16 protein-coding genes are annotated in these 19,044 nt (G+C 65.2%); 9 read left to right on the top strand and 7 right to left on the bottom strand.

The genetic code is table 11. The features are described 5' to 3' along the window. Positions 1–102 precede the first annotated feature (102 nt). Positions 103–567: a DUF2844 domain-containing protein gene (locus tag HHL14_RS02685; RefSeq protein ID WP_169496016.1), complete on the top strand. Its 465-nt coding sequence runs from the start codon at positions 103–105 to the stop codon at positions 565–567. Positions 568–650: 83 nt separating this feature from the next. Further along, positions 651–1,967, top strand: coding sequence for a DUF3443 domain-containing protein (locus HHL14_RS02680; RefSeq protein ID WP_169496015.1), 1,317 nt, complete (start codon positions 651–653; stop codon positions 1,965–1,967). 287 nt (positions 1,968–2,254) lie between these two features. Here the strand turns inward: HHL14_RS02680 and HHL14_RS02675 are convergent, their stop codons facing one another. Next, the gene (locus tag HHL14_RS02675; protein ID WP_169496014.1) at positions 2,255–2,755 is read right to left on the bottom strand and encodes a hypothetical protein; all 501 of its coding nucleotides are present in this window, start codon (positions 2,753–2,755) and stop codon (positions 2,255–2,257) included. Between the two features lie 160 nt (positions 2,756–2,915). Here HHL14_RS02675 and HHL14_RS02670 point away from each other — a divergent pair, with 160 nt between their 5' ends. After that, positions 2,916–3,584 carry a cadmium resistance transporter gene (locus HHL14_RS02670; RefSeq protein ID WP_169496013.1) on the top strand — a complete coding sequence of 223 codons (669 nt, stop codon included), beginning with the start codon at positions 2,916–2,918 and terminating at the stop codon, positions 3,582–3,584. A 58-nt stretch (positions 3,585–3,642) separates the two neighbouring features. Here the strand turns inward: HHL14_RS02670 and HHL14_RS02665 are convergent, their stop codons facing one another. Then, on the bottom strand, positions 3,643–3,975 hold the full coding sequence (locus HHL14_RS02665; protein ID WP_169496012.1) for a hypothetical protein: 333 nt from the start codon (positions 3,973–3,975) through the stop codon (positions 3,643–3,645). 389 nt (positions 3,976–4,364) lie between these two features. Here HHL14_RS02665 and leuA point away from each other — a divergent pair, with 389 nt between their 5' ends. Beyond that, a complete protein-coding gene (leuA, locus tag HHL14_RS02660) occupies positions 4,365–6,071 on the top strand; it encodes a 2-isopropylmalate synthase (protein ID WP_169496011.1) in 1,707 nt (568 codons plus the stop codon). A gap of 136 nt (positions 6,072–6,207) precedes the next feature. Here the strand turns inward: leuA and HHL14_RS02655 are convergent, their stop codons facing one another. The 5 genes from HHL14_RS02655 to HHL14_RS02635 form a co-directional block, all read right to left on the bottom strand. Beyond that, positions 6,208–6,987 (bottom strand): amino acid ABC transporter substrate-binding protein, encoded by a 780-nt coding sequence (locus tag HHL14_RS02655; protein WP_169496010.1) that lies wholly within the window; start codon positions 6,985–6,987, stop codon positions 6,208–6,210. Between the two features lie 226 nt (positions 6,988–7,213). Next, entirely contained in the window at positions 7,214–8,449 is a 1,236-nt protein-coding gene (gene boxA / locus HHL14_RS02650) for a benzoyl-CoA 2,3-epoxidase subunit BoxA (protein WP_169496009.1), read from the bottom strand. Between the two features lie 58 nt (positions 8,450–8,507). Beyond that, positions 8,508–9,935 (bottom strand): benzoyl-CoA 2,3-epoxidase subunit BoxB, encoded by a 1,428-nt coding sequence (boxB, locus tag HHL14_RS02645; protein WP_169496008.1) that lies wholly within the window; start codon positions 9,933–9,935, stop codon positions 8,508–8,510. Between the two features lie 121 nt (positions 9,936–10,056). Further along, entirely contained in the window at positions 10,057–11,736 is a 1,680-nt protein-coding gene (gene boxC, locus HHL14_RS02640; protein ID WP_169496007.1) for a 2,3-epoxybenzoyl-CoA dihydrolase, read from the bottom strand. A gap of 123 nt (positions 11,737–11,859) precedes the next feature. Next, a complete protein-coding gene (locus tag HHL14_RS02635) occupies positions 11,860–12,903 on the bottom strand; it encodes a helix-turn-helix transcriptional regulator (RefSeq protein ID WP_169496006.1) in 1,044 nt (347 codons plus the stop codon). A 215-nt stretch (positions 12,904–13,118) separates the two neighbouring features. Between HHL14_RS02635 and HHL14_RS02630 the strand changes: the two genes are divergently transcribed. The 5 genes from HHL14_RS02630 (at position 13,119) to HHL14_RS02610 (ending at position 18,939) form a co-directional block, all read left to right on the top strand. Continuing rightward, complete coding sequence (locus tag HHL14_RS02630; protein WP_169496005.1) at positions 13,119–13,586, top strand: DUF4863 family protein; 468 nt, start codon at positions 13,119–13,121, stop codon at positions 13,584–13,586. A gap of 163 nt (positions 13,587–13,749) precedes the next feature. After that, the gene (locus HHL14_RS02625; RefSeq protein ID WP_169496004.1) at positions 13,750–15,348 is read left to right on the top strand and encodes a benzoate-CoA ligase family protein; all 1,599 of its coding nucleotides are present in this window, start codon (positions 13,750–13,752) and stop codon (positions 15,346–15,348) included. Positions 15,349–15,360: 12 nt separating this feature from the next. Then, complete coding sequence (locus tag HHL14_RS02620; protein ID WP_169496003.1) at positions 15,361–16,272, top strand: alpha/beta fold hydrolase; 912 nt, start codon at positions 15,361–15,363, stop codon at positions 16,270–16,272. 124 nt (positions 16,273–16,396) lie between these two features. Continuing rightward, complete coding sequence (locus tag HHL14_RS02615) at positions 16,397–16,708, top strand: hypothetical protein (RefSeq protein WP_169496002.1); 312 nt, start codon at positions 16,397–16,399, stop codon at positions 16,706–16,708. Positions 16,709–16,821: 113 nt separating this feature from the next. Then, the gene (locus HHL14_RS02610) at positions 16,822–18,939 is read left to right on the top strand and encodes a phosphocholine-specific phospholipase C (RefSeq protein ID WP_169496001.1); all 2,118 of its coding nucleotides are present in this window, start codon (positions 16,822–16,824) and stop codon (positions 18,937–18,939) included. Positions 18,940–19,044 lie beyond the last annotated feature (105 nt).

Here is a 19,044-nt window from a genome sequence, read left to right as displayed (position 1 = left end):
GCGACTCGGGTTCGACACGGCACGAGAAGAATCAAAAAAAACCGGGGAAACGTTAAATCCGTTATCTCAATAAAACCCGGGTGTTCTACGAGGAATATCGAAATGTCCAGGTCCTGTTTCAGTCAGTCAGCGATCGCGTGCGCGCTCGCGATGGCCGCGTGCTGCGCGAGTGTGAGCGCGCACGCGGAACTGGGCGGCACGATGCCGGCTCAGGCGGTGGCGGGAGCAAGCGCGCCGCGCATGGTGCTCAACGGCGCGCTGCGCGAGCGCACGTGGACCGACGCCGGCAATACGACCATCAACGAATACGCGACCAGCACCGGTCTGATCGTCGCCTACGCATGGCAAGGCCCGACGATGCCGGACCTGCACGCGTTGCTCGGCAAATACGCGGAGTCGTACAGGAGCGGGGCCGCGGCGGCCGCGGGCAGCGGCAATCTGCACGCGTCGCGCATCGCGGGTTCCGACGTGATCGTCGAGTCGGGTGGTCCGATGCGTGGCTATGTCGGCCGTGCGTGGTTGCCGGCGGCGCTGCCAGCCGGCATCACGTCCGACGACATCCAGTAACGCGGGCGTCGGCAACGCGTGCCTCACGTGCGCCCCACGCTTTCTCCGCGCCCCTTTCAGTCCTTCGACGGACCGCCCACGCCATGAACTCCGCTCGCCGCTTGCCCATTTTCAACACGCTTCACTCTTCCCGCGCGCTACACGCCCTGCTCTTCGTCGCCTGCGCGACCCTCGCCGCTTGCGGCGGAGGGGGCGGCGGTGGCGATTCGTCGAGCTCCTCCGGCAGCGGCTCGACGCCGTCGACGACGTCGTCGAACAACACCAACTCGACGAGTGCGTCCAACACGAGTCAAAGCACCGGCGTGCCGCAATCGAACGTCGCGAACGTGCAGCCGATTGCGGTCGGCGTGTCGCCCGGCATGACCCGCAACATGCTGACGACGAGCGTCACTATCTGCCAGGCCGGCACCAGCAACTGCGCGACGATCGACGACATTCAGGTCGACACCGGCTCGAACGGCCTGCGCATCCTCGCGTCCGCGCTGCCGTCGAACCTGTCGCTGGCGTCGGTCACGTCGAACGCATCGGGCGGTGGCGTGAGCGCCGAATGCGCGGTGTTCGGCAGCGGCTACGCATGGGGCTCGATCCGTAACGCGGACGTGCGCATGGCCGGCCAGCTGGCGTCGTCGATTCCGGTTCAGGTGATCGCCGACCCGGCACTGCCCGCCGCGCCAACCGACTGCGCGAACGCCGGCGCGCCGCTGATGACGGTCGCGAGCCTGCATTCGAACGGCATCCTCGGCGTGGGGCTGTTCCCGGTCGACTGCGGCAGCGGCTGCTCGAACCTGGCGCTGCCGCGCTGGTACTACAGTTGCACGACGAGCGGCAGCTGCACCGCGAGCGCGCAGCCGATCGCGCAGCAGGTCACCAACCCGGTCAGCCGCTTCGCGACCGACAACAACGGCGTCGTCATCGATCTGCCCGCCGTCGCCGATGGCGGCGCGGTCGGCGTGGCGGGCTCGCTGATCTTCGGCATCGGCACCCAGGCGAACAACACGCTGAGCGGCTCAAACGTGATCAAGGCGAACTCGGCGACCGGCTATGTGACGACCAGCTCGGGCGGCCAGACCTATGCGCTGAGCTATCTCGACAGCGGCTCGAACGGCCTCTTCTTTCACTCGACCCAGTTCCCGATGTGCGGCTTCTGGTACTGCCCGAGCGCGACGCAGACGGCGAACGCGTCGATCACGGGCGTCGATGGCGTATCGAGCACGGTGTCGTTCGGGGTAGGCAATTCGAACACGATGTTCGCGTCGGCGAACAATGCGTTCAACAACCTCGCCGGCAATTCGAGTCAGGGATTTGGCTGGGGGCTGCCGTTCTTCTACGGCAAACGCGTGTACACGGCGATTGCGGAGCGCAATACGTCGGCGGGGGTCGGGCCGTATTACGCGTTCTGAGGTGTTGATGGCGAGGCTGGCGGGAAAGCGCGAGAAGCGGAAGTGTTCCGCTTCGGGCTTTGGTTCAGGCTGAATTGGATGCGATTTCCGGTCACCCATCCGGAAGTCGTTATTAGGAAGTCGCCATTAGCCTCGCGAGAGCTGGTGTTCGGGAAGAGAGTCTGATCTGGCTGGCGTCAGCCGGCTTGATCCGACGCGCTCATCGCGGCATGGGCGCAACGTGCGGGTTCAACTTGCGCGCTGACCGGCACGTTCAACCTGCACGCTGGTCCCGCACGTTCTGCGCCTCAACCCGCGTCGCCAGTTGCCACTACCGGCGTCGCGAGCTTTGCCGGCGCGAGCCAGCGGAATACGTCGAGTTCCTCGCCGTGGAACGTGCACTCGGCGGCGGCCGGCGTGTTGATCCTCTTCGGCGCGGCAGGCTTGGCCGCGACCTTGACCTCCGATGCCGCCTGCGCCGCCGACGCGGCAAGCGGCGCGGACGACGCGCGCGGTTCAGACGCTACCAGCGCAGCCGACGCCGCCACCGGCGCGGACGCCACAACCGCGGCGGAAGCGGCCACGTCGGACGCGCTCACCACATGCTCGATCGATCCCTCGACCACCACGCGCGAGCCGCGAATCGCGGCGCCGCGATGGGTGACCCGCAGCGTATCCGACGACGTTTCGGCCAGCTTGCTGCGCATCAGTTGCTCGCATGCGCCGGAGTTGCGGTTGGCGATCGTGCAGGCCGGGAGCAGCCCGGCGGCGCTCGCGACACAAACGATAGAGAGGATCCGGATCTTCATCGATGTTCCGTGGTTCTTGGCGTCGGCCATTGTAGCTTACGGCTCTGTCGACCGGCGTCGCGACCACCCACCGCTTGACCTTCGCCGGGCGCGTCGGCATCGTGTCGGGCGAGCGCGCGCGCACCGACGCTTTTCCCCTGTATCGATGCCCTTCCCCTTCATGTTCAGCCTCGTCCTGATCGCCATCGCCGCCTACGCGGCGACCAATATCGACAATCTGTTCGTGCTGCTCGCGTTCCTGACCGAAACGGGCGCGGCGCGCCGACGCGTGATCGCGGGACAGTACGCGGGCTCGCTGGCGCTGATGGCGGCGGCGCTCGCGCTCGCGTCGCTGCTTACGCATCTGCCCGTCGGCTATGTCGGCCTGCTCGGTTTTCTGCCGATCGCCGTCGGCCTGCACAAGGCGTGGGAGCGCTTCGGTCACCGCGACGTGGAGAGCAAAACGCTGGAGAACAAAGCGCGCACCGCCGTCAATGACGATCACGACGACACCCACACGACACCGCGACCGGCCGCGTGCTACACCCCACGCCACGCGTCGTCGGCCTGGACCGTCGCGGGCGTCGCGATCGCCAACGGCTCGGACAATCTCGCCGTCTACGTGCCGCTCTATGCGACTCACACGCCGGCCGAAAACGTGCTCGTTTCGCTGGTGTTCGTCGTGATGATCGGACTGTGGTGCGCGGGCGCCGTGTGGTTCGTCGACCACCCGCTGCTCGGCGCGCCGCTCCGGCGCTACGGCTCCGCGTTGCTGCCGCTGATCCTGCTCGCGATCGGGGTATCGGTGATCGTGAACAACGACACGCTGCGGATGCTGTTCGGCGGGTGAGCGGCACGGCGCTCGTCGAAGCACGACGCGGGCGCCGAGGGAGCCAGTCTCACCGCGCTCAATTCGCCGGTGACTGCGGCCGCACCTCCGTGCGCACACCCGCCAGCGGCGCGCCATAGCCGCCCGCGCTCGCGTTGTTCGGCAAACCGTTGACCAGTTGCGCGCGCGGATCGACCGGATTCAGATTCAGCTCGCCCGCCTGCTGGTTGCCATGCGTCGGATACTCGCTGCCGCGCGCCGCCTCCGGCATCAAACGCGTACTGTTCTGCGGCGCGTTCACGTCGTTCTGCGGACTGAGTCCCTGCGCGTCCGCGTGCCCGATGAACCCGCCAACCAAGACCGCACACGCGCAGTTGCACGCGACGCCCACCATCTTCGCTACCCTTTTCATTTCCACCTCCTGCACAGTGAATTGCCCGCTGCGTCCTCGCACTCCTATCCGCCCGCGGGCCCAGCACAAGCGCCTTTCGACATCATCCACGCACGCAGCATGCCTATCCCGGGGCCGGTCCGCATCGCCCCGCCCCATCGCGCCCCTTGACGCATTGTTAATAATATGTTCCCATTGCGCACTATGTACCGCGCCCAGACCACCCTATCGCTACTACTAGCCCGCTCTACCGGGCTAGGTCTGTTGCGCGCGTTCGCTTCTCTCTGATCCACCGAAGCACCGCTCGAATCCCCAGTAACTGACCCAGCCCCGGTTTCCGACCGGCGGCCCAGTATCGCGTTTCGTCGTCCGGTCGACACCCTTCACGGTCTCACCCTCGGATGATGAAAATGTTGAAAAACCCTGCTACCAAATACCGCTCGTTCAAGCCGATCAATTTGACGGATCGCCAGTGGCCGTCGCGCACCATCACGCGCGCGCCGATCTGGATGAGCACCGACCTGCGCGACGGCAACCAGGCGCTGTTCGAGCCGATGAACGCCGAGCGCAAGATGCGCATGTTCAAGACGCTGGTGCAGATCGGTTTCAAGGAAATCGAAGTCGGGTTTCCGTCGGCATCGCAGACCGATTTCGACTTCGTGCGCGAGCTGATCGAGGGTGGCCATATTCCCGACGACGTGACGATCGAAGTGCTCACGCAGGCGCGCGACGATCTGATCGAGCGCACCTTCGAATCGTTGCGCGGCGTCCCGCGCGCGATCGTCCACGTGTACAACGCGACCGCGCCGGACTTCCGCAAGATCGTGTTCTGCCTCGACCAGAACGGCGTGGTCGAACTCGCGCAGAAGGCGGCACGCACGGTGAAGCGCTTCGCCGACGCGCAGTCGGAAACGCACTTCACGCTGCAATACAGCCCGGAAGTGTTCAGCGGCACCGAACTCGAATTCGCGAAGGAAGTCTGCGACGCGGTGTTCGACATCTGGCAACCGACGCCCGAACACAAGGCCATCGTCAATCTGCCGGCCACCGTCGAAATGGCGACGCCGAATGTCTACGCGGACCAGATCGAATGGATGCATCGCAACCTCAAGCGCCGCGATTCGCTGATCGTCTCCGTGCATCCGCATAACGACCGCGGCACGGCCGTCGCCGCCGCCGAACTCGCGGTGATGGCGGGCGCGGACCGCGTCGAAGGCTGCCTGTTCGGCAACGGCGAGCGCACCGGCAACGTCGACCTCGTCACACTCGCGTTGAATCTGTACACGCAGGGCGTCGACCCCGAACTCGATTTCTCGAACATCAACGAAGTCGCGCGCACGGCCGAGGAATGCACGCAATTGCCGGTGCATCCGCGTCATCCGTATGTCGGCGATCTGGTCTTCACCGCGTTCTCGGGCTCGCATCAGGACGCGATCAAGAAGGGCCTCGCCGCGCAGAAGCCGGACGCGGTCTGGGAAGTGCCGTACATGCCGATCGATCCGAGCGACCTCGGCCGCACCTACGACTCCGTGATTCGCGTGAACAGCCAGTCCGGCAAGGGCGGCATCGCGTATCTGCTCGAGCAGAGCTACGGCGTCGTGTTGCCGCGCCGTCTGCAGGTCGATTTCAGCTCGGCGGTGCAACGCTTCACCGACGACAGCGGCCAGGAAGTCACGCCCACGCAGATCTGGGAACTGTTCCAGCAGGAATACGTGCGCACGGCCGAACCGATCCGCTACATCAGCCACAGCCTGTCCGAGCGTGACGGCCGCGAGCACATCAAGCTCAACGTCGAAATCAACGGCACGCCGCGCGTGCTGAACGGCGCCGGCAACGGCCCGCTCGACGCGCTGATGCACGCGTTCGACGTGCCCGTGCGAATCCAGCACTACGAAGAACGCGCACTCACGCAAGGCGCGGATGCACGCGCGATCGCGATCGCCGAAATGGCCGGCGCGGACGTGTCGGGCAGCGCGTTCGGCGTCGGTGTCGATGCGAATCTCGTGACCGCGTCGATCCGCGCGGTGATCAGCGGCGTCAATCGTGCTTATGCGCGAGTGTCCGCGGATGCTCAGGCCAATTTCTTCGAAGCCGCGCTGAGCGACGCGACGGTGTGAGTTTGGCGTTGAGATCGACGACACGCCGGGCTGCGTAGCCGGCGTGCCGACAGCAAAGAGGGGGCGTTTTCACGCCCCCTCTTTTTTATTGGTCATTTATCCGCGGTAGCGGCGGGCGCCTGCGCCCGCCGCGCATTCACTGAAACACGTCGCGCCCGAAGTACTTCAGCGAAATCCGCTGATAGGTGCCGTCTTTTCTCAGGTCCGCCAGCGCGTCGTTGATCGACATCCGCAGCTTCGGGCAGCCCTTGCGGATCAGCACGGCGGATTTGTCGCTGTTATCGGTCGACGCATCGACCGCGACGACCTTGATTTTCGCGTCGGGCACGCGCCGTCGGTAGTCGAGAAACGACAGCGAATCGTTGACGGTCGCATCGACGCGGCCCGACGTGACCAGATCGATCGAGTCGTCGAAGCTCTGTGCCGGAATCACCTGCGCGCCGTGCGCGGCCGCGATTCTGCCAACGTTGCTGGTCAGCGTATTGGCGGATTTTCGGCCCTTCAGATCGTCGAAGGAGCGGATCTTCGTGTTGTCCGACGCGACGATCAGCACCGCGTGCGACGTGATGTACGGATTCGAATAATCGTATTTGACGCGGCGCTCGTCGGTGATCGCGACCTCGTTGATCACCGCGTCGTAGCGGTCGATGTCGAGGCCGGCTATCAGCCCTTCCCATCTGCCTTCGATGAATTGCGGTTTGACGCCCAGACGCTGCGCGATCGCGCTCGCGAGTTCGACGTCGAAGCCGGTCAGCTTGCCCGCGTCGTCGTGATAGGTGAATGGCGGGTAGGTGCCTTCCGTGCCGATCCGCAATACGCCGGAGGCCTTGATCTGCGCGAGATCGCCCGCGTTCGCCGGAAGCGCGAGCACGCCTTGCAACAGCGCGATCATCGCGAGTGAACGAATCGGCTTCATCGGACGGCTCCGTCTGGGTGGCTGCGTCGGGGGCGAGCTGCTGCGCTCGGCTACCCGGGCCGGCACGACGGGCAGCGTGGGCCGACTGTAGCAAACCGTCCGAATTTTTCAAAGCGCTGCGCGTGAATGCGCCGATGAGCCGATATGCCGATCCGATGTGCCGATTGGAGGCACCGAGCCAAAGCACCGCTTTAATGCCCTGCCTTAATTCCTCTCAGTCGCCGCATCAATACGTCTCCAGATGCAACCGCCCTTCACGCTTGAGCTTCGCCCACAACGCTTCCCAATCGAGTTGCTGCTGTTCGGCGATCTCCTTCAACGCCTGCAGCACGCCATCCTCCATGCCTTTCAGACCGCATACGTAGATGTAGGTGTTGTCATCCTTTAGCAGGTTCGCGACGTCCGCTCCGCGCTCGCGCATCGCGTCCTGCACGTAGCGCTTCGGCTGACCCTGTGTGCGCGAAAACGCCAAGGTGGTGTCGATGAAATCCTTCGGCAGATTCGTCAGCGGTCCGAAATACGGCAGCTCCTGCTGGGTACGCGCGCCGAAGAACAGCATCAGCTTGCCGGTCGCGCCTTTCAGGCGCTTGCGACGGCGGTACTCGGTCATCGCGCGCATCGGCGCGGAGCCGGTGCCCGTGCAGATCATCAACAGATGCGAGTTCGGATGATTCGGCATCAGGAAGGTGCTGCCGAACGGTCCGATCACGTTGACGACGTCGCCCTTCTTCAGGTTGCACAGATAGTTCGAGCAGACGCCGTCGATCGCGTCGCCATGCTGCTGCGACACGCGTTTGACCGTCAGCGATACATTGTTATAACCGGGACGCTCGCCGTCGCGCGGGCTCGCCACCGAGTATTGACGCGCATGATGCGCGCGGCCGTCGGCACTCGCGCCCGGCGGCAGAATGCCGATCGACTGCCCTTCGAGCACCGGAAACGGCATCGCGCCGAAATCGAGCACGATGTGATGGATGTCGCTGGAGGTCGCCGCATCCGTGAGGCGATAGTTGCCGACCACGGTCGCGGTGGTCGGCGTCTTGTGCGTGTACAGATTCACGTACGGTTTCGCGGCCGACCACGGCGGCACGACCGCGCCGCGCACCGTGTCGACCTCGATGCCGTCCGCCTCGTCGCTGCCGTCGGCCAACGCGGCTGCCGCTTCGTCCACGGCCGGCACCGCCATCGTGTTCTGCTCGGGCAGCACGTCCCACGTGAACTGCTCGTCGATCGAATACGCGTCGGCCTTCAGCACGCTGCGCCAGTTGTCGATCGCGCCGGTCGGGCACGGCGGCACGCACGCCATGCAGCCGTTGCAGACGTCCGCCTTGACCACGTAGTTGTTGTCGTCGTGCGTGATCGCGTCGATCGGGCATGTCTCTTCGCAGGTGTTGCAGCGAATGCAGATCTCCGGATCGATCAGATGCTGCCGCAGAACTTCGATCGACACTGGGCCGTTCATGACTTCCTCCGCCTGGTAACACGACGCGCGCGCGGCGCGCCCCCTCGCTACAACGACTTCAGTTAAAGCGCACGTATTCGAAATCGACCGGCTGACGGTTCACGCCCATCGCCGGCGGCGCGATCCAGTTCGCGAACTTGCCCGGCTCGGCGACGCGCCCCATCAGCGACGCGACGAATGCGCGATCTTCCGGCGTGGCGAGCCACTTCGCTTCGTTGGCGGCCCATTCGGCCTCGTCGATCACGCGGCCGTCGGGCGACACGCGCGTGCCCGCGAAGGTGCCGATCTGCCGGTTGAACGCCTTGTGCGGCACCGTCATGCGGAAATCGATGCCGGCTTTTTCGAGCACCTTGTTCCAGCGGCCGACACCCGCCACCGAATCCTTGATGTAATCGTCGCGCAGCACTTCGTTCATCGCATTCAGCATCGGCACCTCGCGCTCGACGAGCTTGCCGTCCTGCACGTCGAGCAGCTTGTAGCCGTGCTCGTTCAGCCGATGATCGTCATCGCGCTTGCCTTCCTCGTAACGGCCCTTCAGGCCCGAGCTATAGAAAGTCGCCGCATTCGACGAATGATCGGCGCCGAACAGGTCGATCGTCACCGAGTAGTGGAAGTTCAGATAGCGCTGGATGGTCGGCAGATCGATCACGCCGGCCGTGCGGAGCTTCGCGACATCGGCGGTGCCGAGTTCGTTCATTACCTGCGCGGTGCGCTGGATCACGCGCGACACGCCCGACTCGCCGACGAACATATGATGCGCTTCCTCGGTCAGCATGAACTTCGTCGTGCGCGCGAGCGGATCGAAGCCCGACTCGGCGAGTGCCGACAGCTGGAACTTGCCGTCGCGATCGGTGAAGTACGTGAACATGTAGAACGCGAGCCAGTCCGGCGTCTTCTCGTTGAACGCGCCGAGAATGCGCGGGTTGTCGTCGTCGCCCGAGCGGCGGCCGAGCAATGCTTCGGCTTCCTCACGACCGTCGCGGCCGAAGTAGCGATGCAGCAGATAGACCATCGCCCACAGGTGGCGCCCCTCCTCGACGTTCACCTGAAACAGGTTGCGCAGATCGTACAGCGACGGCGCGGTCAAACCGAGGTGACGCTGCTGCTCGACCGAAGCCGGCTCGGTGTCGCCCTGCGTGACGATGATCCGGCGCAGATTCGCGCGATGCTCGCCTGGCACGTCCTGCCACGCGGCTTCGCCCTTGTGCTCGCCGAAATGGATCTTGCGATCCTGCTCGCCCGGCGTGAGAAAAATGCCCCAGCGATACTCGGGCATCTTCACGTAGTCGAAGTGCGCCCAGCCGCCCGCATCGACGCTCACCGCGGTGCGCAGATACACGTCGTAGTCGTGCGAGCCTTCCGGGCCCATATCGCCCCACCACGACAGAAAATTCGGCTGCCACTGTTCGAGCGCGCGCTGCAGCGCCCGGTCGTCGGCGAGGTTGACGTTGTTCGGAATCTTTTCGCTGTAGTTGATCGTGGACATGGTCGGTTCCCAGTGCGAAAGCTGCGATGGCGAGAGGCGCGTATCGGCAGGCGGCGTTATCTGTTCGGCGTGGATCTCACGCGCGGGTTCGTGCGCATCGGTACGTATCGGCGCGTATCGATCAAACGCGCGACACGTCGAATTGCGCCTTGCTGCCCTTGCCGTACACCTTGAGCGCGCCCTTCTCGCCCACTGCGTTCGGCCGGTTGAAGATCCAGTTCTGCCAGGCGGTGAGACGGCCGAAGATGCGCGTCTCCATCGTCTCCGGCCCGTTGAAGCGCAGATTCGCTTCGAGGCCGGTCAGTGCATCGGGCGACATCGCCGCACGCTCCTCGAGCGCGATGCGGATTTCGTCGGCCCAGTCGATGTCGTCCGGCGACGCGGTCACGAGCCCCAGCCGCTCGGCGTCGAGCGCCTTGACGGGCTGGCCGATCAGCGCGCGTACCGCGTCGAGCGGCTCGGCCTCTTCGTAGAAGCGCCGCGCGAGCCGCGACTGATGCGTGACCATCGGATACAAACCGAAGTTGACTTCCGACAGCGTGATCGCCGGCTCCTCGTCTTCGTTGTCCGGCAGCGCGGCCATGTAGCTGCGATCGCAGGCGAACGCGAGTTCGGCGAAGGTGCCCGCGAAACACGAGCCGGGTTCGATCAGCGCGAACAGCGAACGCGACGACACATCGATGCGCGCGAGCGTGCGGCGCAGCATGCCGATCGTTTCGCGCACGAACCAGTGGTCCCTGTGCTGCAGCAGCGTCGCGTCGGCGGCGAGCAGATGGCGCGCGTCGCCTTCGGTCCTGAACACCCAGGTGCCAATCTCGAGTGCGTTGGTTCGCATCGACAGGATCGCGTCGTCGAGTTCGCGCGCGAATTGCAGCGGCCACCAGTTCGCGCCGGCGGCCACGATCGCATCGATGTCGGTCGGCTGCGCGGCTTGCGGCGCGCGCGCGGTGAAGGTCGCGACGCGTTTCGCGCGATCGATCGTCACGTCGACCGTTTGATAGCCGATGCCGTCCTCGCGCTCGGTGCGTTCGATACGCGTGAGCGCGACGCCTTTTGCATCGGCGGGACGATCGCTCGTCGCGGCGAGCTCGAGCGCGCGTGCCTGGATCGCCTGCTCGAACTGGTTCGGCTTCACGACTTCATCGACGAGACGCCACGCCTTCGCGCGCTCGCCGCGCACGCCTTCGACCACCGTACAGAAGATATCCGCGCGATCGTGGCGCACCTTGCGTTTGTCGGTCACGCGCGTGAGACCGCCCGTGCCCGGCAGCACGCCGAGCAGCGGCACTTCCGGCAGCGATACCGAAGAAGAACGATCGTCGATCAGATAGATTTCGTCGCAGGCGAGCGCGAGTTCATAGCCGCCGCCCGCGCATGAGCCGTTCACCGCCGCGAGAAATTTCAGGCCCGAATGGCGCGACGAATCTTCGAGGCCGTTGCGCGTTTCGTTGGTGAACTTGCAGAAGTTGACCTTCCACGCATGCGACGACAGCCCCAGCATGAAGATGTTCGCGCCCGAGCAGAACACGCGGTCCTTCAGGCTCGTCAGCACCACCGTGCGGACTTCGGGATGCTCGAAGCGGATCCGCTGGATCGCGTCGTGCAGTTCGATATCGACGCCGAGGTCATACGAATTGAGCTTCAGCTTGTAGCCGTCGCGAATGCCGCCGTCCTCGGCGATGTCGATGCCGAGCGTCGCGACCGGTCCGTTGAAACTCAGCTTCCAGTGCTTGTACTGCGACGGGTCGGTGCGATAGTCGACCGGCGCAAGCTCGGTCACGGCGCTGGGTACGGTGGACATGGGGCGTCTCCTGACTGGACGATGCGAATCTGTTTTTTGAACAATATTGCATCATCATATCAACGTAAAGCACTTTAGTGCATTTTTACGTGGAAACCCTGGCATGCCGCCCGTCACCGCCGATCAGTTCACGCGCATCTCATCCGGCGCTTCGGCCGCGAGCCGCGCGGCAAGGCGGTCGCGCAATTGCAGGTAGGCGTCGGCCAGGGTTTTCTCGCTGGTGTCGAAGTTCATGTCGGCGCGCCCATACAGTTCGGCGCGCCCGGCCAGGATACGTTTGAGGTCGTCCATCGCCTCGCGGTTGCCCGACATCGGCCGCAAATCGCCTTGCGCGACGACGCGGCGCATATGCTCCTCGGGCGTCGCCTGCAGCCACACGGTGAAGCAGTGCGACAGCAGCGCGTTGAAGGTGCCCGACTCCGACACGAGCCCACCCGGCGACGCGATCACCGCGCGCTCGTGCTCCTGAATCACCGCTTCGAGCGCGCGATGCTCGTAGCGCCGGTACGCGCTCGCGCCGTACAGCGAGTGAATCTCCGACGGCGGGCAGCCGGCCAGTTGCTCGATCACCCGCGTCAATTCGACGAACGGCACCTTGCGCTCCTGCGCGAGCATGCGCCCGAGCGTCGATTTGCCCGCGCCGCGCAAGCCGATCAGCGCAATGCGGTCCTTGCGGTGCGGGTCGCGCGGCGCCTGCGCGAACATCTCGGCGAGCGCGACGCGCGCGCGTTGCAGCGCCGCCTGGTCGCGTCCCTGCAAAAGCTCGCGGATCAGCAGCCATTCCGCCGACGCGGTGGTTTCGTCGCCGATCACTTCGGCGAGCGAGCAGTTCAGCGTCGCCGCGAGCTGCCGCAGCACCAGCACCGACGCATTGCCGACGCCCGACTCCAGATTCGCGAGATGCCGCTCTGACAGGCCGGTTTCGGCCGCCAGCGTCTTGCGCGTCATGCCGCGGCGCGCCCGCAGCAGACGCACGCGCTCGCCCATCGCGGTCAGAAACGGATCGCGCTCCTCGCGTTCGCCGTTGCGCTCGCCTGCGCGCTCATTGCCGGCCTCACCGCCGCGCTCGCCGTGCTCGGCGCGTTCAGTGCGCTCGGTACGGGCCGCGTCGTCGGCTTCATCCGATGCAGCCGGGAGCTCTTTTGCCGGAGAGTACTTCTGATTCATGTTTTGCGGCCTCGGGTCGTCAGTACATGTACTATAGTGCTTGACACGCACCAGGTGAACGGTTTAATTTTCGCCAAAAGCGGATCCAACCACAAACAGTCATACGCCGCCGCGTTGATCCGGCGGCGTCACGGAGATTGCGCGGCAGCACGCATGCACCAAAGTTCCGGTGCGAGAGCCATCCGGCTCGCGTGGGCGCGCTTCTGGAGGCTCGCATGTCCCCACAGAATTTCCAGCGCCTGATCGCCGGCGTCACCGGGCAACTCGCCGGGCGGCCGCTCGACGCGTCGCTCGCCGCATGGCTGAACGACACCTGGCCCGCCGACAGCCCCACTTTCCAGGAACTCGCCAGCGCCTGCCGCAGCGGCATCGCCGACGGCTGGCTGTGCAACCGCGAAGCCGCCGGCATTCGCTACGGCCGCGTGTTCAAGGCGCTGCCGGAGACCCACGGCTTTTCGGTCGACGTCGTCGACATGCGGGACATCGCCGGGCCGCATCACGTCCATCCGCACGGCGAGATCGATCTGATCATGCCGCTCACCGACGGCGCGACGTTCGACGGCCATCCAGCCGGCTGGTGCGTGTACGGCCCCGGCTCCGCGCATCGGCCGACGGTCGCGAATGGCCAGGCACTCGTGCTGTATCTGTTGCCGCAAGGCGCGATCGAATTCACGCGCGCGTAACACCGGGGGCTCCACGTCACGCAATGCCGCGCAATGCAACGCCGGCGAGCGGCCCGCGCCAACCCGACCCGAGCAGTACGTATCACGCGGATCACGAGCACAAAATAGCCGGACCGCACAGCAAGACCGCAACGCCGGACCGCCCCACGGATGGAGGAGACACATGGAAGCCCTGCTGGAAAAGTCCGCGCCGCCGTCGGTCGCAGCGCCGCCCGCGCTCTTCAACTTCGCGACGCATCTGTTCCGGTTGAACGAAGCGCGCGCGAACAAGCTCGCGTATCTCGACGACCACGGCACGCTCACCTACGGCGAACTGGAGACGCGCGCGCGGCGCTGCGCCAGCGCATTGCGCGCGTTCGGCGTGCATCCGGAGGAGCGCGTGCTGCTGGTGATGCTCGACACCGTGTCGCTGCCGGTCGCGTTTCTCGGCGCGCTGTACGCGGGCATCGTGCCGGTCGTCGCCAATACGCTACTGAGCGCCGCCGACTACGCGTACATGCTGACACACAGCCACGCGCGAGCGGTGATCGTTTCGGAACCCTTATTACCCAACGTGACCGAAGCACTGAACAGCATCGACGCCGATGGCTGCCAGTTGATCGTCTCGCAACCACAGGCGACTCAACCACCACCGATCGGCTCCAGCGCCGCGCCACGCTTCGAAACGCTGGTCGACACGGCGTTGCTCGCGCTCAAAGCCTGCGCGAGCAACGCCGACGACATCGCCTTCTGGCTCTATTCGTCGGGCTCGACCGGCAAGCCGAAAGGCACCGTCCACACGCACGCGAATCTGTACTGGACCGCCGAGCTGTATGCGAAGCCGGTGCTCGGCATCGTCGAAAGCGATGTGGTGTTTTCGGCGGCGAAGCTGTTCTTCGCGTACGGGCTCGGCAACGCGCTGACCTTTCCGTTATCGGTCGGCGCGACCGCGATCCTGATGGCCGAGCGCCCCACCGCCGACGCGATCTTCGCGCGTCTCGTGCAACATCGCCCGACCGTGTTCTATGGCGTGCCGACGCTGTACGCGAACATGCTGGTGTCGCCGAATCTGCCCGCGCGCGCCGAGGTCGCGATCCGCGTGTGCGCGTCGGCCGGCGAAGCGTTGCCGCGCGATGTCGGCGAGCGCTTCACCGCGCACTTCGGCGCGGAGATTCTCGACGGCATCGGCTCCACCGAAATGCTGCACATCTTCCTGTCGAATCGCCCCGGCGACGTCGAGTACGGCACCACCGGTCGCCCGGTGCCCGGCTACGAGGTCGAGTTGCGCGACGAAGCCGGACGGCCAGTGCCCGATGGCGAAGTCGGCGATCTGTATATCAAGGGGCCGAGCGCAGCGCTGATGTACTGGAACAATCGCGAGAAAACCCGCGCGACGTTTCTCGGGGAATGGATCAAAAGCGGCGACAAGTATCGGCGCCTCGTGAACGGCTGCTACGTGTACGCGGGACGCAGCGACGACATGCTGAAGGTGAGCGGCCAGTATGTGTCGCCCGTCGAGGTGGAGATGGTGCTGGTCGCGCACCGGGCGGTGCTCGAAGCGGCGGTGGTCGGCGTCGATCGTAACGGGCTCGTGAAGACTCGCGCGTTCGTCGTGCTCAAGCGCGAGTTCGCGCCGTCTGAGATACTCGCGGACGAACTGAAGGCATTCGTCAAGGACCGGCTCGCGCCGCACAAGTATCCGCGCGACATCGTCTTCACCGACGATCTGCCGAAGACCGCCACCGGCAAGATACAACGCTTCAAGCTGCGCGAACTGTCATAAGGTGATTCGTCGATGCAGAACCCTGCTACTGCTGCCGCTGTTATTCCCACCAGAATTTCCACACCCGCTGCGAGCCGCTTCGCCGAATTGCCGGCTACCGCTTCGCATGGGCCTCTGCGAATCGAGTATCGCTGGGTGAATGAACTCGCTGAATCCAACAACCGCGGCGAACAACCCGGCGCGCAGCAGGACGAACGGCCGATCGCAGTGTTTCTGCACGAAGGTCTCGGCTCGATCGCGATGTGGCGCGATTGGCCGCAAAGTTTGTGCGAGCGGCTCGGCATGCGCGGGCTCGTCTATTCGCGGCCCGGCTACGGCCTCTCCACACCGCGCGAACCGCAGGTGAAGTGGCCGGTCGACTTCATGACCGCGCAGGCGCGCGACATCCTTCCCGCGCTGCTCGACGCGCTTCACGTCGACACGCGGCAACGCCAGCGCATGTGGGTGATCGGCCATAGCGACGGCGGCTCGATCGCGCTGCTGTATGCGGCGCTGTTCCCCGACGCGCTGGCGGGCGCGGTCGTGATCGCGCCGCATGTGTTCGTCGAAGACATCTCGGTGCAAAGCATCGCGCAAACGAAGCAGCTTTACGAAACCACCGACCTGCGCGCGAAGCTCGCGCGCTATCACGCCGACGTCGATTCGGCGTTCTATGGCTGGAACGATATCTGGCTCGATCCTGCCTTCCGGCAGTGGTCGATCGTCGATGCGCTCGCGCCGATCGAACGCCCGCTGCTCGCGATCCAGGGCCACGACGACAACTACGGCACGATGGCGCAGATCGACACGATCGCCGCGCGCGTGCCGCACACCCGGCTCGTCAAGCTCGACGCGTGCGGACACTCGCCGCATCGCGACGCGCCCGCGCCGCTCAACGACGCGATCGCGACGTTCATTGCAACGTTCCCCTCCTCGCAGCGATAAACGCGACGGCCTGTCTCTTACGTATTCTTCATAAAAATTACACGGTTCGGCGACTATGCTGCTGCATCGCTGACCTCGGCACGTCGATGCCAAGGCATCCCTTCCCCGTGCCGGAGACAGTGCCATGCCCAACGTGTCGAAGCCGTTTCATGCGCCGCGGCGCAAACGTTTGGCAAGCGCACTGGCGCTGATCGCGCTCAGCGCGTCGCTCGGCGCATGCGGCAACGACGAACAATCCGCCGACACGGCAACGCTCAGGGCTACTGAGCATCCGACGGCCACCCGCTTCAATGCATCGGACAGCGCAACGCCGGCCGATCCGGCGTCGCCCACACTGACGATCCAGACGCCCGCGGCCCCCGCCTCCGACGCCAGCACCTCGCTGTCCGCGACGGCGCCGCCGCTCGCCACGCCCGTCATCCACACCGTGGATTGAGTGCCTCGCCACGCGCGGCGGCCCTGTCCCCGCGCGTCGGCGCAACCCGCAGTACCGCTTCGCCGTCCCCGCTTTCCATCACCGTTCCTCCACCGAAGATCAAAGCCACAACCATGACCTCAAAAAATCGCCGTGATTTTCTACGCTCGGCCGCGCAAGCCGCCGGTTCCTTCACCGCACTGTCGATGCTGCCGCCGGGCATCCGCAACGCGCTCGCGATTCCGGCCAACAACCGGACCGGCACGATCCGCGACGTCGAGCACATCGTCGTGCTGATGCAGGAAAACCGTTCGTTCGACCATTACTTCGGCACGCTCAAAGGCGTGCGCGGTTTCGGCGACACGCGCGCGATCAACCTCGCGAGCGGCCAGCCGGTCTGGTATCAGCCGCTCACCACCGATACCGCCGGCGCCAGCTACGTGCTGCCGTTCCGCCCCACTGCGCCGAATCTCGGCCTGCAATTCCTGCAGGATCTCGCGCACGACTGGGGCAGCACGCACGCCGCGTGCAACGGCGGGCGCAACGATCAGTGGGTGCCGGCCAAAGGCGCGACGACGATGGCCTATCTGACGCGCGACGACATCCCATTCCACTACCAGCTCGCCGACGCGTTCACGATCTGCGACGCGTACCACTGCTCGCTGATGGGCCCGACCGATCCGAACCGCTACTACATGTGGAGCGGCTGGGTCGGCAACGACGGCAGCGGCGGCGGCCCGGTGATCGACAACTCCGAACTCGGCTACGGCTGGTCGACCTATCCGGAAGTGCTGCAGAACGCGGGCATCTCGTGGAAGATCTATCAGGACATCGGCACCGGGCTCGATGCGAACGGTTCGTGGGGCTGGACGCAAAACGCGTACATCGGCAACTACGGCGACAACTCGCTGCTCTACTTCAACCAGTATCGCAATGCGCAGCCGGGCAATCCGCTGTACGACAACGCGCGCACCGGCACCAACGCGGCGAAAGGCGACGGCTATTTCGACATCCTCAAGCGCGACGTGCAGAACGGCACGCTGCCGCAGGTATCGTGGATCGTCGCGCCGGAAGCGTACTCCGAGCATCCGAACTGGCCGACCAATTATGGCGCGTGGTACATCGATCAGGTGCTGCAGATCCTCACGTCGAATCCCGAGGTGTGGAGCAAGACCGTGCTGCTGATCAACTACGACGAAAACGACGGCTTCTTCGATCACGTCGCCGCGCCGTTCGCGGCCGCGTCGAGCGCGAATGGTCTGTCGACGGTCGACGTCACGCACGAAATCTATCCGGGCGATGCGAAGACCGCCGCCGCGCCGTACGGACTCGGCCCGCGCGTGCCGATGCTCGTGGTTTCGCCGTGGTCGAAAGGCGGCTACGTGTGCTCGGAACTGTTCGACCATACGTCGGTGATCCGCTTCATCGAAAAGCGCTTCGGCCAGCAGCACAATCTCGGCGAAGCGAACATCACGCCATGGCGTCGCGCGGTGTGCGGCGATCTGACCTCGGCGTTCAACTTCGCGAATCCGAATGCGTCGGTGCCGTCGCTGCCCAGCACGAGCGGCTACGCGCCGGCCGATCAGAATCGCCACCCCGATTACGTGCCCCAACCGCCTACCACGCAAACCGTGCCGAAGCAGGAAGCCGGCGTGCGGCCCGCGCGCGCGTTGCCGTACGAACTGTTCGTGCGCGTGAACGAAGGCTCGAACGGCAAGCTGACGATGCGCTTCATCAACACCGGCCGCGCCGGCGCGGTGTTTCTCGTCTACGCGGCGAACAGCGCCAACGCCCCGCTCAGCTATACGGTCGAAGCCGGCAAGCGGCTGCCGGACACGTTGCCGCTCAATGCCGACGGCAGCTACGACTTCACCGTGCACGGCCCGAACGGATTCCTGCGCCGCTTTGCGGGCAAGGTGGTCGCGCATCGCGGATGGCGCGGCAACGAGAGCGCGCAGCCGGACGTCGCCGACGGTTATGACGTCGCGAACGGCAACCTGCAACTGCGGCTCGACAATACCGGTAGCGCGCGTTGCCAGTTCACGATCGTCAATGCGTACGATCCGAACCATGTGATCCGACACACGGTGCGCGGCGGCGATACCGACAAGCTGTACTTCGATCTGCGCAACGCGCACGGCTGGTACGATCTCGCGATCACCGTCGATACGGACTCATCCTTCGCGCGACGCCTCGCCGGTCACGTGGAGACGGGCAACAGCAGCATGAGCGATCCGGCCCTGGGTTGTTAAGCTGCCAGGCAGCCAGGCGTACTGGTACGCCTGATTGAAGTACTGTCGTAAAAGCAACGGCCGCTGCGTAGAAGATCACAACGTGATCGCAGCGGCCGTCGTTTC

This window comes from Paraburkholderia antibiotica (assembly GCF_012927125.1).
GTDB classification, from domain to species: domain Bacteria; phylum Pseudomonadota; class Gammaproteobacteria; order Burkholderiales; family Burkholderiaceae; genus Paraburkholderia; species Paraburkholderia antibiotica.
This window is presented reverse-complemented; position numbering and strand designations above follow the sequence as displayed.

What these genes read in the sequence shown, in the direction of transcription:
- boxC (WP_169496007.1), bottom strand. Translation starts at nt 11,736, where the DNA reads ATGTCCACCGTACCCAGCGCCGTGACCGAGCTTGCGCCGGTCGACTAT.
- HHL14_RS02675 (WP_169496014.1), bottom strand. Translation starts at nt 2,755, where the DNA reads ATGAAGATCCGGATCCTCTCTATCGTTTGTGTCGCGAGCGCCGCCGGG.
- boxA (WP_169496009.1), bottom strand. Translation starts at nt 8,449, where the DNA reads ATGAACGGCCCAGTGTCGATCGAAGTTCTGCGGCAGCATCTGATCGAT.
- HHL14_RS02665 (WP_169496012.1), bottom strand. Translation starts at nt 3,975, where the DNA reads ATGAAAAGGGTAGCGAAGATGGTGGGCGTCGCGTGCAACTGCGCGTGT.
- HHL14_RS02620 (WP_169496003.1), top strand. Translation starts at nt 15,361, where the DNA reads ATGCAGAACCCTGCTACTGCTGCCGCTGTTATTCCCACCAGAATTTCC.
- HHL14_RS02685 (WP_169496016.1), top strand. Translation starts at nt 103, where the DNA reads ATGTCCAGGTCCTGTTTCAGTCAGTCAGCGATCGCGTGCGCGCTCGCG.
- HHL14_RS02610 (WP_169496001.1), top strand. Translation starts at nt 16,822, where the DNA reads ATGACCTCAAAAAATCGCCGTGATTTTCTACGCTCGGCCGCGCAAGCC.
- HHL14_RS02635 (WP_169496006.1), bottom strand. Translation starts at nt 12,903, where the DNA reads ATGAATCAGAAGTACTCTCCGGCAAAAGAGCTCCCGGCTGCATCGGAT.
- HHL14_RS02670 (WP_169496013.1), top strand. Translation starts at nt 2,916, where the DNA reads ATGTTCAGCCTCGTCCTGATCGCCATCGCCGCCTACGCGGCGACCAAT.
- boxB (WP_169496008.1), bottom strand. Translation starts at nt 9,935, where the DNA reads ATGTCCACGATCAACTACAGCGAAAAGATTCCGAACAACGTCAACCTC.
- leuA (WP_169496011.1), top strand. Translation starts at nt 4,365, where the DNA reads ATGTTGAAAAACCCTGCTACCAAATACCGCTCGTTCAAGCCGATCAAT.
- HHL14_RS02680 (WP_169496015.1), top strand. Translation starts at nt 651, where the DNA reads ATGAACTCCGCTCGCCGCTTGCCCATTTTCAACACGCTTCACTCTTCC.
- HHL14_RS02625 (WP_169496004.1), top strand. Translation starts at nt 13,750, where the DNA reads ATGGAAGCCCTGCTGGAAAAGTCCGCGCCGCCGTCGGTCGCAGCGCCG.
- HHL14_RS02615 (WP_169496002.1), top strand. Translation starts at nt 16,397, where the DNA reads ATGCCCAACGTGTCGAAGCCGTTTCATGCGCCGCGGCGCAAACGTTTG.
- HHL14_RS02630 (WP_169496005.1), top strand. Translation starts at nt 13,119, where the DNA reads ATGTCCCCACAGAATTTCCAGCGCCTGATCGCCGGCGTCACCGGGCAA.
- HHL14_RS02655 (WP_169496010.1), bottom strand. Translation starts at nt 6,987, where the DNA reads ATGAAGCCGATTCGTTCACTCGCGATGATCGCGCTGTTGCAAGGCGTG.